Here is a 15476-nt window from a genome sequence, read left to right as displayed (position 1 = left end):
ACCACATGGTCAGCCCCGTTTTATTCTTATTATGTATTCCTGTTAGTTGTCTTCCTTCTGCTCCGCTAAAAAGCTCACCACATCACGTATCTCTTTTTTAGACAACAGCAACGTCATATTAGGCATACTGGATTGCGCATACTCCTTATGCACGATCTGGTCGCTGGTAATGGTCCTTTCCGGTTCCGTGCCTTCTTTGATGGTGATACCCGCTTTGGTTTCGCCTTTTAAGATGGCGCTCAGTTTCTTGCCATCCTTCAGTTCCAGCGTTACCATGCCAAATCCCGGCGCCAGGCGTGCGCTGGGGGAGATGAGCGCCTGCAGTATCTGCTCCCGCGTAATACGGCCTGCTACGCCATTCAGCCGTGGGCCGGCATTACCGCCCCGGTCATTATAGGAGTGGCAGCGCATACACTGGGAGTTCTCATTATGGAAAAAGATCTGCCGTCCCCGCCTGGGATCACCGCCCAGTAAACAGCTGGTATAAGCGGCCAGTTGGTCATTGGGTGATAACTTACTGCTGATCTCTTTGTAACGGGCGGCCAGCTGCGTGGAGCGGCTGCTGTCAATAGCTTCGCCCAGCTCCAGGTAAATGTCCGGGTCCAGCTGATGGGCGGCCATTTTATCCAGCAGTTTGGTAAAGGTAGGTTCCGTATGTTGCGCAGGCAGTTTGCCCAGCGTTAACAGGGCGGCCTGTTTTTCTTCCATGGTCTTGCTGTTGATCACATCTGCCAGCAGGCTTACCATTACATTTTCCGGTATATGCATTTTCTCCAGCAGGTCCAGCCCGGCTACGCGCACGGTCTTTTCCTTATCGGTAAGCGCATAACGGATAGCCTGTTCTACGCCCGGGTCCTGCAGGTTTACCAGGGCTTGCAGCGTGGCTACGCGCATATCTGGTTCCCGGTCTGCTTTTAAGGCGGCCAGCAGTTGCGGGCCTGCCTGTTTTATCTGCAGTTTGCTGATGGCGTTGGCGGCGCTGATCCGTACCGGCAGGTCCTTATCCTTCAGTAACGCGGTGAGCGGGGTAGTAGTGAGGTGCACCACCGGCCCTGCATCCCTTTTTACCTCGCCACGCAGGCGACCGTCTACACGGTCCAGTACAGAGGGTTTAGGCCAAACGCTCAGCGCGTCAACAGCCTCTGCACGCATAGCGGCGGGGCTGCCTGCTTTGGCGGCATAGCTGATCAAATGCTGCATGGCGCTATCCGTACCTACGCGCAGGTTGGCATTAATAACGCGGCGCAGCAGCGCCTCATTGGTAAAATGCGTGGTGGTCAGCAGGTTGGCAAGCGCAGGCAATGCGTCTTTTATAGAAAGATCATCATTGATGGCGCGGGCGGTTTCTGTTACCACAAATTCATCCGTATCATTCAGGAAAACGGCTATGCCGGGATTGCTCATCCTGCGCAGCGCGACCACCGCGGCTATACGCAACGCGCGGGAAGGGCTGTGCGCCAGTGCGGTCAGCGGGTCTGCCTGGCCTATACGTGATAATGCCAGTGCGCCGGCATGGCGCAGGTAGGCGTCTTCATCGTTATTAGCTTCCAGCATGGCGATGATGGGCTGTACGGCGGGTGCATACTGGATCCTGCCCAGTGCCTCCGCGGCAAAGAAACGCGCGCGGCTGGCAGTATCCTTTAACACGGGTACCAATGCGGCGCCGGCGTCCTTGTAGCGGATATCGCCCAGCCATTTGGCGGCCTGCGCCCGTATTTCCGGATCGCTATCCTTCAGCACCGGTACAAGTACCTTTGCATATTGCTGATCCTGGCGGGCCAGCTGTGCCAGTCCCCAGATAGCGTGTACCCTTGCCAGTTGATCCTGTGTTTGCTGCAGCGCCTGTTTAAAGATCTCAGCGCCTTTTTCCTTACGTTTCACCAGCTCAAACTGGGCTTTCATCCGCACGCGCATATCCGGGTTCCGTAATAACCCGCCCAGCTCCGCTTCTTTACGTTTGCTGAAGTCTTCTGCCAGTAAAGATTTGGTGGCTTTACGCTCCGGGGTATTGGCTTCGCCTTTTTCATCCAGTTTCCAGATGCGGCCATAATTATGCGTATTCCAGCCATCGATCCAGTCTGCTACATACAGTGCGCCATCCGGCCCAAAATCAATACCGGTGGCCAGTATGCCTCCCAGTACTTTTTTATGCTCGCCCAGCTCAAAGGTGGCGCCTTTAGGGTTTAATTTAAAACTGTGTATGCCGGAGTTGGAAGGGTTGCCTACAAACTCCGCTACAAAGAATGTATTCCTGTAAGCAGGGCCTAATGCGGTACCGGGATTGTATACAAAACCGGCGGGGCCGCTCACAAAATTGCTGATACAGGGGGTGATATAAGCGGCCTGACCTTCAAAACGGGGCAGGTACATCTTTTCATCCATCCACACCTTATAGGTATTATTGTCCGGGTCCCGGTACTTGCCGTATTGCCAGTTGCTGCGCCAGCCCTGGTCAGAGCCGTTTACCAGGTACACCAGGCGCTCTTTCTCACCGGGGTGGTCGCCGTCATTGTCTTCGCTGATGATGTTGCCGTATTCGTCAAATGAAAACTCATGTGTATTGCGGATACCGGCGGCAAAGATCTCAAAATCGCTGCCATCCGGGTTGGAACGGGCCAGTACGCCACAGTTGGGGTAAGGCCATTCTTTGCCATCCGGCCCTTTGCCGTTAAAACCAATATCGCCTATCTGCCAGTAGATACGGCCATCGGGCCCCATCTCCACGCCAGACATACCATGGCCGCTAAAGCCAATATGTACGCCATAACCGTGGGAGATAGATGTTTTCTCATCCGCAATGCCGTCATGATCCTTATCCTTTATACGCCACAGATCCGGCGCTACGGCTACATACAGGTCATCGCCTTCGCTTAACACGCCGCCGGCTACATCGCTTACTTCGTCATGAAAATCATCTACCACCATTTGTGAAAGGTCTGCTACGCCATCGCCGGAAACGTCTTCCATGCGGTATACATGCTCCTTTTCTATGGTCAGGTCGCGCCAGTCATGAGAGCTGTCGCCGTTCAGATCATCCAGCCAAAGGTTCTTTTTACTGTTCTCCGGGGATAGTTCCTTGTGCAGGAAAGCGCGGCGGTCTTCTACCGTTTGCAGGCTAATGGAGGGGATCTCCCAGTCGCGGTGGCCGCGTATATCAAATTCAGAATGCTTCTGCCGGTCGGTGGTGGTGTAGTATACCTTACCCTGGTCATCCACATCAATAGCTACCGGCGATATCACCAGCGAATCAATGCCCCATAAGCTAAGGGACAGATTATCCGCCAGTTCGGGTTTTACCATAGCGCCAATGGAGTCCGCCAGGTGGGCGGTGAGGGTGGTATCCATCCGTTTTATGCGCTTGTCTGTGGGCGCTGTTGTTTGTTTGCAGGCTGCGCCGAAAAGCAGCAATGCCAACGCGGGCGCCCTTAAAATCATCAGTCTTTTCATATGGAGGAAAGTATAAATTATCGCTTTCAGAAGCTGATTAAGATATACTAAAAAAAATCGCCCTCGTAATATTTTTTATGAATAGATATAAATGGGTATGTGCGGTAAGCGGCGGTTGAATAAAAATAAAGATCCCTGCGGTACCGGAGGCGCCGCAGGGACCTGGTGATGAGAGCTCTATGCGGCCACGGTAGAAGACGTAGGTAGTTGGTTTATATTGCCATTATTGGAGGCAGGGTTCTGCGTACCATACTGGTGCCAGTTACCGCTGGTATCCTGCCAGGAATAGTTGATGCTGGCCAGGCCCGTGGCAAAGCTCACTACTTCCTTCCAGTTGTTTTCCGCCAGCTGGAAATCAGTAAGCGCCTGCTGGTATTCAGCGGCGGTTATTTCCGTATTCACATCTCCAAGGTCCACGTTCACCTCATCAATTACAGTATCCAGTAAACGCCACATACCGGCTATGGTGTTCAGCGCATCCTGTGCCTGCACATTAGCGTCGTACAGGGCGGTGAACTGCGTGCTTACGCCTTGCAGCTGTATCACGTCCTGGTTAAGGCCGGAGATCTGGTCCTTTTCTGCGGTGATGGCGTTCTGTAATGCCTTTACCTGTTGGGAGGCCAGTACCGTACCAGCTATGGATACGCCGGTGCCGGCTACGCCCAGCGCGATCAAACCAAGGCCAGCGCCTTGTGCGCCGGGAATGGCGCATAATACGCCACCTATCAGCCCTACAAAAATAGACAGTGGAATACCGATCTCAGAAACGGTGATCAATGTTTGATAAGTCTTTACCTGCGTATTCAGGTTTTTAATGTCCTGTACCAGCTGCTCAATAGCTTGCTGGTCAGTACCGGCGTCTGCGAGTGCAGCCTGGGCTATCTGCGCCAACGTTTGCGCGTCTGCCTGTATATTGCTGGTGAATGTGTCCAGCTGTTGCTGAATGTCGGAAATGGTAGTCATCTGGACTTGTATCATGCTTTGCATGGTGGTTAGCGCCGTCTGTAATCCAGATTTGGCAGGCTGGTTATTGGGGTTGGCGATCAGCTCATTCAGGTACGTGCCTATATAGCTGCTTTCCAGGTTAAACAGGCTGCTGGCCTGGTTTGCAATAATGTCCGGGAACTGTATCATGGTTACAAAAATGTCTGTAGACCAGTCCAGCGCAAGCTGTTTGGCAGGCTGAAAAGCGGTCACAAAAGCCCCGTAATCTTCCGGGGGCTGGTTCAATACCGGTAATTGCTGGTTCGTAACAGCATAAGCGTAACTGTTAATGGCGATCATCGCATTGGCATAATCCGCCAGTTGCTGGGAGGTAGGAGAGCTGGCTACCAGTTTTGCAGTGCTTTTCATGGTGTTTGGTTTTTTGAGTAGTGAATGAATCCCATCGTAAATAATGGTTACCTTTATGCCTGCAAATTGCCAATTTCTCCTACCTGCCTTCAGCGCAGAACTACCCAATAAAAAACCAGGTATTTCTACCTGGTTCAGAAATGCTGATATTATTTTAACAGTTTTTAGAAAATGCTGTCCTTCGGTTTAGCTTCGCTTAAGGTTCGCCTATCGTTCACTTGAGGCAGTTGGTTAATATAGTATCACTATACAATAAAGAACCCGTACCGGATGGCAAACAGTACCAACCCCGCCGTATTGCGGCAGCCTGTTTTTAGCAACAGGTTATTCCGGTGCCCCTCTACCGTTCTTACGCTCAGCGACAGCTTATCCGCGATCTCCGGGTTGCTGTATTCCTGGCAAATGAGGCGCAGGATCTCTGTTTCCCGGTTGGTGAGCTCAATGGCAATGGCATTGATATTCCGCAGCTCGTTGTTTTGTTTCCTGAACCGCTGCAGCGCCTCAAATACCGGCTTGTTTACATAAAACCCGCTTTTGTGCACGGTGTGTATGGCCTGTATAAATTCCTCCTTCTCACAGTTCTTAAACAGATAGGCCGCCGCCCCGGCGTTGATCATCCGGGAAATGATCCTTTCCTGGGTGTAGATGGATAGTACGACCACTTTTATGTCCGGGTAACGTGTCTGCAGCTGCTCATTCAATTCTACGCCGTTCATACCGGGCATGTCTATATCGATCAGCGCTATATCCGGCAGCTGGCTGCCGGTGGCCAGCGCTTCCAGCATCGCAGGACCATCTGCCGCCTCCAGCACCAGTTCCATATCTGCGGATTGTTGCAGCAGTAAGGCCAGGCTTTGCCGGAATAAGGTATGATCATCTGTGATGGCTATTTTTATACGGCTCATGGTCATTGATTATTTTTCAGGACAAGCGTTACCCTTATAAAGAACCCCTGTTGCGGTGCGGTCCCCAATTCCCAGCCCGCGCCGGCTACCTCCAGCCGGTTAGTGATATTTACCAGGCCCATGCCTTTCCGTAGGTCTGCTGCCAGGCCTTTGCCATTGTCTGCATACGTCATCACCAGCTGTTCATCCTCCTTAAAAAAACGGATCAGTACCGTGGTAGCGCCGGCATGGCGGATGGTATTATTCAACAGCTCTTCCAGCACCCGGTAAATGCTCAGCATAACAGGATGGGAGAGGGCGCTTAGTCCGGCCTCCGCCTGGTTATCTACCTCCACGGCCAGCTGCTTGCCCTGGTTGATCATATCCGCCAGTTCTTCTACCGCTTCTGATAAGCCGTATAGGTTCAGGATAGCCGGGGAGATATTATGCGCAATATTGCGCACATCCCCAATAATGCGGTCAATCAGCTGTTGCGCCTGCGCGGTGCCCATATGGTCCAGCGTAAGCCGTAGGGAAGATAATGCCGCGCCTACGCTGTCGTGCAGGTCGCTGCCAATACGCCGCCTTTCTTCTTCCTGGGAAGAGAAGATGGTGAGCAGCAGTTGCCGCTGGTGCTGTAATTCCTGTTGCTGTAACAGCTGTTTCTGCCGCAGCAACCGGTTGCGGTTATACGCATGCAGGATCAGCAGGCTGCCCACGATCAGAAAGGTGCCGCCCATCACCAGTATCACCAGTACATAGATATTGTCTGTTAAAGCCTGCATTTACTAAAGCTTATAGTAAACAGTATATACATGATCAGCACCAGGGTGGCATGCAGCACCCATATAAGCAGGATCACCGGTTTGGCAGTGGTGGCTTCCACCACATTGCTAAAGGCAAACTGTCCCAGCGCCCCGGAAAAATACAGCAGGATGCCCGCATTCACCCAGTTATCCGGTACCGCCGTCCACCGCTCCTCATCATCCTCCCGGGAAGATGCCATAAAATACAGCAGGCTGCAGGCGATCAGGATGATCGCCTCTACCGGACGGGTATACGAATTAAAACTGTAGATATCCTGTATAAAAAGAAAGTTGATCACGCAGTAAAGGGGGAACAGGATCAGTACCGCTTTCAGGAAAAAAAGGATCCGTTTATGCGTAAACAGCAGCAGGTAATACCGCACCAGGAAAATAAGCTCCAGCATGGTATACACATGCAGCAGCGGCAGGTTATTGTGGTGGGAGTAAATGCTGGCAATAGCATTGATCACCGCGGCCATGCACAGGTATAGCCACAGGGCCCGCAACCGGGGCGTTAGCGCGCGGAATTTAAAGATACCCATGGTAATAGGTATCAGGGTAGCGGCAGGTACCACTACACCCAGGTATAATGAAGTAAAGGAAGGCATAAGCGCGTGATAATACTAGCGGGGATTCTTATACAGCGGACTGTCAAGATCACATGCGCTGGGACAAGGTTTGGTAAAATCCTCCACGGCAGACATAGAGATATCTTCCCCACCGGGTGTGCTGATCACCAGTATATCATGCCCCTCCTGGTCAATAGGTACAAACACCAGGGAGATCTCCGTAACATGGTCCGGCGTATCACCGTTGGCGCAGGTAAAATAAGCCCTTACGCCGCTTACATTCCCATTGTTAAAACGCGGGTCTTTGCTTAGCTGTATAATATCGTCCATGGAGATGTGTACGCCGCGCGGTATCAGGTTCTCCGGCAGGCCGGTATGTTTGGCAATAAAATCGCGCCAGGTGGTGGTACGCGCTACGGCTTCTTCCGGCGAAATAGTGGTGGAAAGATGCGGGTGGCCCTTTACAGGCTTGCTGTTACCAGGATGGTTTTCCATTGGATAATGAGGGTTTGGTAAAGAATGAACAAAGCTATCAGTTTTTTATGATAAACGGAAGGCTACCCATAAGAGGTAGCCTTTGTTCAAAACATACTATACTGCATAACATTATTCCGTCTTTAAACATTTTACCGGGTTGGATTGTGCCGCCCGGATGCTTTGATAGCTGACCGTAAGCAGTGTGATCAGGATCACGCAGGAGCCCGTAGCGGCAAAGATCCACCAACTCAGGTTGGTGCGGTAGGTATAATGCCCCAGCCAGTTTTGCATAAAAAGCCAGGCAGCGGGAATGGCAATAAACAGCGCTATTACCACCAGCACCACAAAATCCTTTGTCAGCATTCCCCATAAATTAAACACGCTGGCGCCAAACAATTTCCGGATCCCTATTTCCTTAATGCGCTGCTCTGCTACAAATGAAGCCATCCCAAACAAACCCAGCGCGGAGATAAAGATAGCCAGCATGGTAAAGATACCGGCCAGTCTGCCAACACGCTGCTCATCGGCGAATTTAGCGGCATAGTCCGCATCCACAAACTGATAATCAAATAGTTCTTCAGGGGAATATTTTTTACACACGGCTTCCAGTTTGGCCAGTGCGGCGGCTGTGCTTAAACGCGGGTTCAGCCGGATGTTGAGGATGCCGCCATCAGCAGGGGAGCTCAGGTAAAAAATGCTTTGTTTTACCGGTTCATAAGGGCTTTCCATCAGCACATCGTTTATCACGCCTAACACGGTAAAGGGTTTGTTGCCCCATCTTACCGTTTCGCCTATAGGTTTTTTCAATCCCATATATTTAACGGCCGCTTCGTTTAATATAATACCGGTGGAGTCTGTACGGAAACCGTTGGAGAAATCCCGGCCCGCCGTTATTTGCCAGCCTACCGCATTGCCATATGCAGGCGTAATGCCAATGGTATTGAACGATGCTTTGACCGTGGCGTCTTTCCCCTGCCAGCTAAAGGAGTTATCCGAATGGTCGTTTTCCGTAATGGGCGTATTGGACTCCGCCATTTCAGTAACCGCGCCGGAGGCCAGCGCATCATTACGCAGGGCCGCAAAACTGTTGTGATAGTTAGCTGTGCGCATAATAATGGTAATTAAACCGCTGGCGTTATAACCGGTAGGCCGGTCCTTCGTGTATTGCACCTGCCGGTACACCACAATAGTGGCGATCATCAGGATAACAGACACCGTAAACTGCAGCACTACCAGCATTTTACGGGGTATAGCGGCATTAGGCCCTGCTTTAAAAGTGCCTTTTAATACTTTGATAGGTTTAAAGGATGACAGGTAAAAAGCCGGATAGCTGCCGGATATTAAGCCGGTAAGTACGCTAAAGCCCACGCAGGCAAGCCAGAAATAAGGATGGCCCCAGGCAACGGAAAGCTGTTTGCCCGCAATCTGGTTAAAAAGCGGTAGCATGAGCGTTACCAGCACCAATGCACAGCCTAAGGAAAAGAATACGGATAACAGCGATTCAAAAAAGAATTGGTTGACCAACTGGCTTTTTAAAGAGCCAACAGCCTTGCGTACGCCCACCTCCCGCGCGCGCTTTTCGCTGCGGGCGGTGCTCAGGTTCATAAAATTGATACAGGCCAGCAATAACACAAATCCGCCGATAATGCTAAACAGCCAAACATACCGGATAGCGCCGCCGGTGTTGACGCCGTCTTTGAACTCATCATACAAATACCATTTATGCATAGGCTGCAGGAATAAGGCGCTTTGTGAGCTGGCTTCCTGTTCCCCTTCCCGCCGCAGTTTTACATCCCTGATCCTGGCAGAAACGGTTGACATGTCTGCTTTATCTGCCAGTAATACAAACGCCTGGAAGGAATTATTGCCCCAGTTGTCTTCCTGGCCTTTTGTCCAGCTGGTGAGGTCCAGGAACGGCGCAATAAAGGCAACATGGTGCAGGCTGCTGTTACGCGGCAGGTCTTCGTATACGCCGGCCACTGTTTCCACCATGTCGCCATCCACGGTAACGATCTTCCCCATAGGGTCTGTATCTCCAAAAAGGCTTTTTGCCAGGCTTTGTGACAGTAATATGGTAGCGTGTTCCTTAAGACCGGATCTGGCGCCCCGCAGCATCCGCAGCGTAAACATATCCGCCGCTCCGGGCTCCATATAGTTGCCCTGGATGTTCACTTTTTTATCCCCCACGGTTACCATGGAGTTCATGCTCCAGGTAGAAAGTACCACCTGCTTAAAATCGCTGCCATAGTTCATCCGTAACTCCCTGCCCAGCGGCATGGGGATGCCTTTACCGGTATTTACCTTGCCGTTAAAGGTCTGGTTTTGCATTACCTGTGCGATCCGGTTACAATGTTGATGGTATTGATCAAAGGATAGCTGATCCCATACCCATAATCCTATTAGCAGGGCTACTGCCATACCTATGGAAAGGCCGGCAATATTGATAAAGGAATATCCCTTATTCTTAAGGAGATGGCGCAGGGCGGTTTTGAAATAGTTCTTCAGCATGCGGGTAAGATTACTAGCTGCAAATGCAGGCTGCCGGACCGGGTTCAAGAAGTATACCAGTGTGCATCTCCATTGTAAATTAATGGGTTATATATAGGGGGCAGCGGCGTACTGTCCGCTTTTAATACAATGGATGTCCGTTATTAAAATGGCCCCAAAAGAAAATAAATGTATATTCGTCACAGCTTTTTCTGACCACCCTGCCATCCGTAACAGACAGGCATTCCACGAGCTGCCTTTAGCCTAAACGAGCATGACCATGAATCAACACTATGATGTGATCATCATCGGGGCTGGTCCCGCGGGCACTGCCTGTGCCCTGGGATTAAGGAACGCAGGTCTCCGCGTGGCTATCATAGACAAACATATCTTTCCGCGGGATAAGGTCTGCGGCGATGCGATCCCCGGCAGGGCCATCAAATGCCTGCAGGCAATGAACCCCGCTTTTGGCGCGGCCGTGCGCAGCTTCCCGGAAAAACTGGTCACCCAGCGTACCCGCTGTTATTATAAAGGAAAGCAGCTGGAATTCTCCTGGAGCCTGGAGGCCTATACCGCTACCCGTATGGACTTTGACCATTTCCTGTTTTCCCTGGTAAAATCGCATACCAATACCACCGTGCTGGAAGGGGTGGAAGTAAAACAGATCAACAGCACAGATAATGGCTATATCCTCACCACAAAAAATGATAACAGTACATTGGACTGTACCCTGCTGATCGGCGCAGACGGGGTTAACGGCCTCTCCGCCAAACGGCTGGCGGGTTACCAGATGGACCGCAGGCATCATGTAGCCGCCGTACGCGCTTACTATACCGGCGTGGCCGGCATGGAAGATAACTGTACAGAAATATACTTCGATAAAAAATACCTGCCTGGTTACCTGTGGGTATTCCCCATAAAAGGCGGGCTGGTGAATGTAGGGCTGGGTATCCTGTCCGCAGAGCTGGTACGCCACCATATAGATGTAAAGAAGGCTTTTTACGATTTTATAGACAGGTCCCCCATACTAAAAAGCCGGTTCAAAGACGCCGTGCCTGTCGGCCCGCTGCAGGGCTGTGGCCTGCCACTAGGATCAAGATGGGTGCAGATGAGCGGCGACCGCTTTCTGCTGGCAGGGGATGCCGCCTCGCTTATTGATCCCGTTAGCGGCGATGGTATAGGTAATGCGGTGCTCAGCGGCAAGCTGGCGGCAGAGCAGGCCATCAGGTGCTTCCAAAGCGGCAATTTCTCCGCCGCCTATATGAAAACCTATGAACAGGAGCTTTACCGTATGGTAGGCGCGGAGATGGGCCGTAAGGCTGGCGTGCTTAAATGGATGTCAAAAATGCCCCTGCTGTTTGAGCTGGCTTTTTATGTAGGTCAGCACCGCGCTATCCGCAACTTTATAAAATAGCCACACCTACCCAATAAACGATTCTCTATCTTTAGTATATAAACTAGCAAACCATGATAGCATTCTTAGGCATGGGCCTGTTGGGCTCTAATTTTGTAAAGGCGTTGATAAAAAAAGGCAACCAGGTGCAGGTATGGAACAGAACGGCTGCTAAGGCTACCGCACTGGAGGCAGATGGCGCTAAGGCATTTGCAGATGTTACCGCCGCCGTAAAAGGCGCAGACGTGGTGCATCTTACCCTGAAAGATGACAGTACTGTAGATGAAGTGCTGGCGATGGCAGCACCTGGTTTACAGCCAGGCGCAGTGATCATTGATCACACGACTACCTCTGCGCCGGGCGCTATCCAACGTACCCGCGAGTGGAAGGCAAAAGGATTCACCTACCTGCATGCGCCGGTGTTCATGGGCCCGCAGAATGCGCTGGAAAGCACCGGTTATATGCTGGTATCCGGCGATCAGGCCATAGTCGCTAAATTTGAGCCCATACTGTCGCAGATGACGGGCAAGCTTATCAACTTTGGCCCGGAAGAAGGCCGTGCTGCCGGTATGAAGCTTATCGGCAACTCTTTCCTGGTTACTTTTACCGCAGGTATTGCAGATATGCTGGCGCTGGCCAAGGCATTACAGATCCCGCAGGACGATCTCAATAACCTGTTTGCGGCCTGGAACCCGGGCGCTGGATTACCTGCCCGTATGAAACGCATGTCTACCGGCGTATATGATAATCCTTCCTGGGAACTGAACATGGCCCGCAAAGATACCGGCCTGTTTATGGAGGCCGCCGCTAAAGCCGGCATTAACCTGGCCGTAATACCCGCCGTAGCGCAGGAAATGGACCGCTGGATAGCCAAAGGCCATGGCAATGATGACTGGTCTGTAATTGGTAAAGACGCGGTATCCTGATCCCTGAAAAAATAATGCATGATGAGAACCCAACTATTGCTCCTTTTCTTTTGTACCATAGCCGCCCCTGTAATGGCGCAACAGGATACTACCTGGCATCATAAAAAATGCGCCGTTGTGCTCACTTATGATGATGCGCTGGATGTAGACCTGGATCATGCCATTCCCGTGCTGGACTCGCTGGGACTAAAGGCCAGTTTTTACCTGTCCGGTTATTCTGGCTCCCTGCATAATAGAACAGACGAGTGGCGCGCTATCGCAAAGAACGGGCATGAGCTGGGCAATCATACTTTTTTTCATCCCTGCCTGGGTAAGCTCCCCGGCAGGGATTTTGTTACCCCGGACTATGACCTGAACAATTATTCCTTTGGCCGTATTACAGACGAGATCAAGATGGCCAATACGCTGCTAAAGGCCATAGACGGTAAAACCGCCCGCACCTTTGCCTTCCCCTGCGGCGATACAAAGATCCGCGACTCTTTTTACCTGGCGCCTGTGATGCCGCAGTTTGTTGCAGCCAGGGGCACACAACATGAGATGCCATTGATCTCACAGGTACACCTGGAAAACATTGGTTGTTATGCGGTCAATAACCAGTCTGGCGATGAGATGATCGCCTGGGTAAAACAGGCCATGTCCACGCATGGGTTGCTGGTATTCCTGTTCCATGGCATAGGCGGCGGGCATCCCATCAACGTAACGATGGATGCGCATAGCCAGTTGCTGCATTTTTTACAACAGCATCAAAATGAGATCTGGATTGCGCCAATGATAGAGGTGGCGGAGTATATTAAACAGGTTAACCCAGGTAAGTGAACATAAACACGCCGCTCAGGTATAACCAAAGAAAAGAGAATGCCACATGCACCGCGGTCTCGAAACGTTTGCCTTTCCAGGAACGGGATGAGTAGCCAAAGAACTGGATACACAATCTTGCCATCCAGAACAGGGCAAAACCCAAACATATCCGCCTGCCCAGGGCGGTGCCCAGCAGCGCCCCGGCAGAGGTAAGGCATAACAGCCCCATTAACAGTACCGTCAATGCAATAAAGAAAGCATGTACGTACATCATTTCGCGGTTAATAACGCTTAAAGGCATCAGCTCCTGTTTCCAGTTAAAGTACCTGGGAAAGATCACGTGCAGTAAGGCCAGCGCTATCATCAATATGCCTGTTATTTTAAGCTGTAGTTCCATGTTTGCGGAGTATGAAAGTGTGTATAAAAGGCGTGATCTTTATTTCCTGCGTGATGCTAAACCCGCCGGCAGTAAAGGTCCGTAACCACGTGGCCCGGCTATGGAAATGGAACGCCCCTATATTATATACAAAAAAATTAGCCGGATCCCTTAAATGTTCCGTCACCACCAGGTATCCCTGCGGTTGCAAGATCCGGTTGATCTCCTTAAAAAAGACCTGTCTTTCCTGCTCATCCCGTACTTCATGCGCGGCCAGTAGCGCAAATACCTTGTCAGCACTATGATCCGCCATGGGCAGATGATCTGTTTGTACGGCCTGTGTGCCGGGAAATGCCGGGTAGGCCTTTCTGGCCCGTTTAATGGACACTTCCGTATGCTTTAACGGATCATAGAAATCAAATACGGAAAGGAAAGCTTGCGGGAACTTGTCCTGCAGCAGCACGCTGGTCTCATCAAAACCGGCATGGATATTAACCAGCTGCTCTTTTCCGCTTCGCGGGATGTTACCCAGCCAGGATAAGTTATACAGCCCGGAGTAATCATAAATATAACAGGATACCCCTAACGAAATAACCAGGGTAGCAAGTATCAGCGTCAGCAGTACATCTGCCACTACTGGCAGGTAAGCGCGCAGCCCCAGCAGCAGCACAATGCCTGCTGCGCTCAGCGCATAGAAATGCCAGTTGAACCGCACAATATTCCACACGCCCTGTAACGGTTTTCTTAATGGCGCCATAATTCTGTTTTACCTTTTTTCCAGTAATAAGGAATGTTACGGATAATGAAAGCGTTGGCCAGCCGTATATCCGGTAATTTTAATTGATCCAGGAAAGAGAAATGATAGTCCGTTACCTTCACCGGCGTTGGCTGCCAGTTTTCCCGTACGCCTTCAATGATCAGCACTTCCGAAGTAGCGGCATTATACGTAAAAGTAAAAGGCAACGGCCCTGCAAAACGCCGGGCTGTTTTCCAGTCCTCAAACGGGGATTGCACCGGCAGGGAAGCGCCGTCTGCTGTATTAACGCTTACATGAAAACCGGAGTGTATGGACCGGATGGTGGTAAGATCATCCTGGTGCACCTGTTCGATATCTGTGTTGGTATAGTTATAATGCGTGAAGATGTTTCCAAAGAACGTCATCTTCCTTTTATCCGTTTCTGATTTAAGGATGTACAGCCCTCTGAGCCTTTTCCCGGACAAGCTCTGGTAGCGCACAAAGACCCTATAGCCAATAAGGAAAAAATCATTGCCCATAAAAGCAGGGAACCCTTTAGGCCGCAGGTGTTTTGTCTGTACCATGGCTACGGCTATAAATGCCCATTTGTCCTGGAATGTGTCCGGCTCCAGGCAGGGCGGCAGCAGGGGCAGCACAGCAGCTCTCGGTACCGCAAATGTAAATACGAGGGAGCTTTCAAAGAACGCTTCCACGGCAAAGGGGTGATCTTTCAGGAAGGATAGCATAACTAAGCGCTTTGTATGTTTTTCGGGTACAGGATAAACCCGTTAAACCAGATCAGCAGTATAAAAAGAAAGGCAAACAGGGCATTCAACCGCCCCCATAACAACAGGTCCGGCACCAGCAGGAACTCCAGCAGGTTCATGGTGGCTATTACCACTATCTGGGTGATGACATTCAGCCGTTGCAGCCAGCCGCTGATGATCCAGATGGCCATACCGGTTTCGGCCACGCCAATAGCGATGGTCAGGGGAGCGGCATAGGCCTCGCCTAAAATACGGGCTACGATCTGCTGATGTCTGGGAACCAGGTGCAGTACCTTACAGAACAGGCCATTGGCCAGCCAGACAGCGGTAATAAACCAGGTAAAAATGGTATAGCGGGTACGGTTGTTCATAGTGCGGGGGACAAAAAAGCAGGGCAAAGATACGAAATGATTAACCTATAAAAGAGAGGGGATGTATCCCAATCGGATACATCCCC

The 15476-nt window shown here is 51.2% G+C and carries 14 protein-coding genes; 3 read left to right on the top strand and 11 right to left on the bottom strand.

The genetic code is table 11. The features are described from left to right. Positions 1 to 42 precede the first annotated feature (42 nt). The 7 genes from F0L74_RS22540 to F0L74_RS22510 form a co-directional block, all read right to left on the bottom strand. Positions 43 to 3447, bottom strand: coding sequence for a HEAT repeat domain-containing protein (locus F0L74_RS22540; RefSeq protein WP_149840174.1), 3405 nt, complete (start codon positions 3445 to 3447; stop codon positions 43 to 45). 177 nt (positions 3448 to 3624) lie between these two features. Beyond that, the gene (locus tag F0L74_RS22535) at positions 3625 to 4800 is read right to left on the bottom strand and encodes a hypothetical protein (protein ID WP_149840173.1); all 1176 of its coding nucleotides are present in this window, start codon (positions 4798 to 4800) and stop codon (positions 3625 to 3627) included. A gap of 245 nt (positions 4801 to 5045) precedes the next feature. After that, a complete protein-coding gene (locus F0L74_RS22530; protein WP_188316117.1) occupies positions 5046 to 5705 on the bottom strand; it encodes a response regulator transcription factor in 660 nt (219 codons plus the stop codon). Between the two features lie 2 nt (positions 5706 to 5707). After that, positions 5708 to 6469, bottom strand: a complete 762-nt coding sequence (locus F0L74_RS22525) for a sensor histidine kinase (protein WP_149840171.1) — start codon at positions 6467 to 6469, stop codon at positions 5708 to 5710. Next, entirely contained in the window at positions 6457 to 7098 is a 642-nt protein-coding gene (locus F0L74_RS22520) for a hypothetical protein (protein ID WP_149840170.1), read from the bottom strand. Before F0L74_RS22520 ends, F0L74_RS22525 begins: the two co-directional genes overlap by 13 nt. A gap of 15 nt (positions 7099 to 7113) precedes the next feature. Beyond that, a complete protein-coding gene (locus F0L74_RS22515; RefSeq protein ID WP_149840169.1) occupies positions 7114 to 7554 on the bottom strand; it encodes a hypothetical protein in 441 nt (146 codons plus the stop codon). 111 nt (positions 7555 to 7665) lie between these two features. Continuing rightward, a complete protein-coding gene (locus F0L74_RS22510) occupies positions 7666 to 10044 on the bottom strand; it encodes an ABC transporter permease (RefSeq protein WP_149840168.1) in 2379 nt (792 codons plus the stop codon). A gap of 259 nt (positions 10045 to 10303) precedes the next feature. Here F0L74_RS22510 and F0L74_RS22505 point away from each other — a divergent pair, with 259 nt between their 5' ends. From F0L74_RS22505 to F0L74_RS22495, 3 genes are read left to right on the top strand one after another with little or no spacing between them, the layout of a single operon-like run. Next, positions 10304 to 11437, top strand: a complete 1134-nt coding sequence (locus tag F0L74_RS22505) for a geranylgeranyl reductase family protein (protein WP_188316116.1) — start codon at positions 10304 to 10306, stop codon at positions 11435 to 11437. A gap of 53 nt (positions 11438 to 11490) precedes the next feature. Next, entirely contained in the window at positions 11491 to 12342 is an 852-nt protein-coding gene (locus F0L74_RS22500; protein ID WP_149840166.1) for an NAD(P)-dependent oxidoreductase, read from the top strand. 18 nt (positions 12343 to 12360) lie between these two features. After that, complete coding sequence (locus tag F0L74_RS22495) at positions 12361 to 13158, top strand: polysaccharide deacetylase family protein (protein ID WP_213087053.1); 798 nt, start codon at positions 12361 to 12363, stop codon at positions 13156 to 13158. Here the strand turns inward: F0L74_RS22495 and F0L74_RS22490 are convergent. From F0L74_RS22490 to F0L74_RS22475, 4 genes are read right to left on the bottom strand one after another with little or no spacing between them, the layout of a single operon-like run. Continuing rightward, positions 13142 to 13537, bottom strand: a complete 396-nt coding sequence (locus F0L74_RS22490; RefSeq protein ID WP_149840165.1) for a hypothetical protein — start codon at positions 13535 to 13537, stop codon at positions 13142 to 13144. The two genes, F0L74_RS22495 and F0L74_RS22490, sit on opposite strands and share 17 nt — an antisense overlap. After that, complete coding sequence (locus F0L74_RS22485) at positions 13521 to 14273, bottom strand: methyltransferase domain-containing protein (RefSeq protein ID WP_149840164.1); 753 nt, start codon at positions 14271 to 14273, stop codon at positions 13521 to 13523. Before F0L74_RS22485 ends, F0L74_RS22490 begins: the two co-directional genes overlap by 17 nt. Next, positions 14261 to 14998, bottom strand: a complete 738-nt coding sequence (locus F0L74_RS22480; protein WP_149840163.1) for a DUF2071 domain-containing protein — start codon at positions 14996 to 14998, stop codon at positions 14261 to 14263. The genes F0L74_RS22485 and F0L74_RS22480 overlap by 13 nt, the downstream gene beginning before the upstream one ends. A gap of 2 nt (positions 14999 to 15000) precedes the next feature. Then, the gene (locus F0L74_RS22475; RefSeq protein ID WP_149840162.1) at positions 15001 to 15390 is read right to left on the bottom strand and encodes a DoxX-like family protein; all 390 of its coding nucleotides are present in this window, start codon (positions 15388 to 15390) and stop codon (positions 15001 to 15003) included. Between the last annotated feature and the right edge of the window lie 86 nt (positions 15391 to 15476).

Source organism: Chitinophaga agrisoli, assembly GCF_008386695.1.
GTDB classification, from domain to species: domain Bacteria; phylum Bacteroidota; class Bacteroidia; order Chitinophagales; family Chitinophagaceae; genus Chitinophaga; species Chitinophaga agrisoli.
Note: the sequence above shows the minus strand (reverse complement) of the source record. Positions and strands in the feature narration are given on the sequence as shown.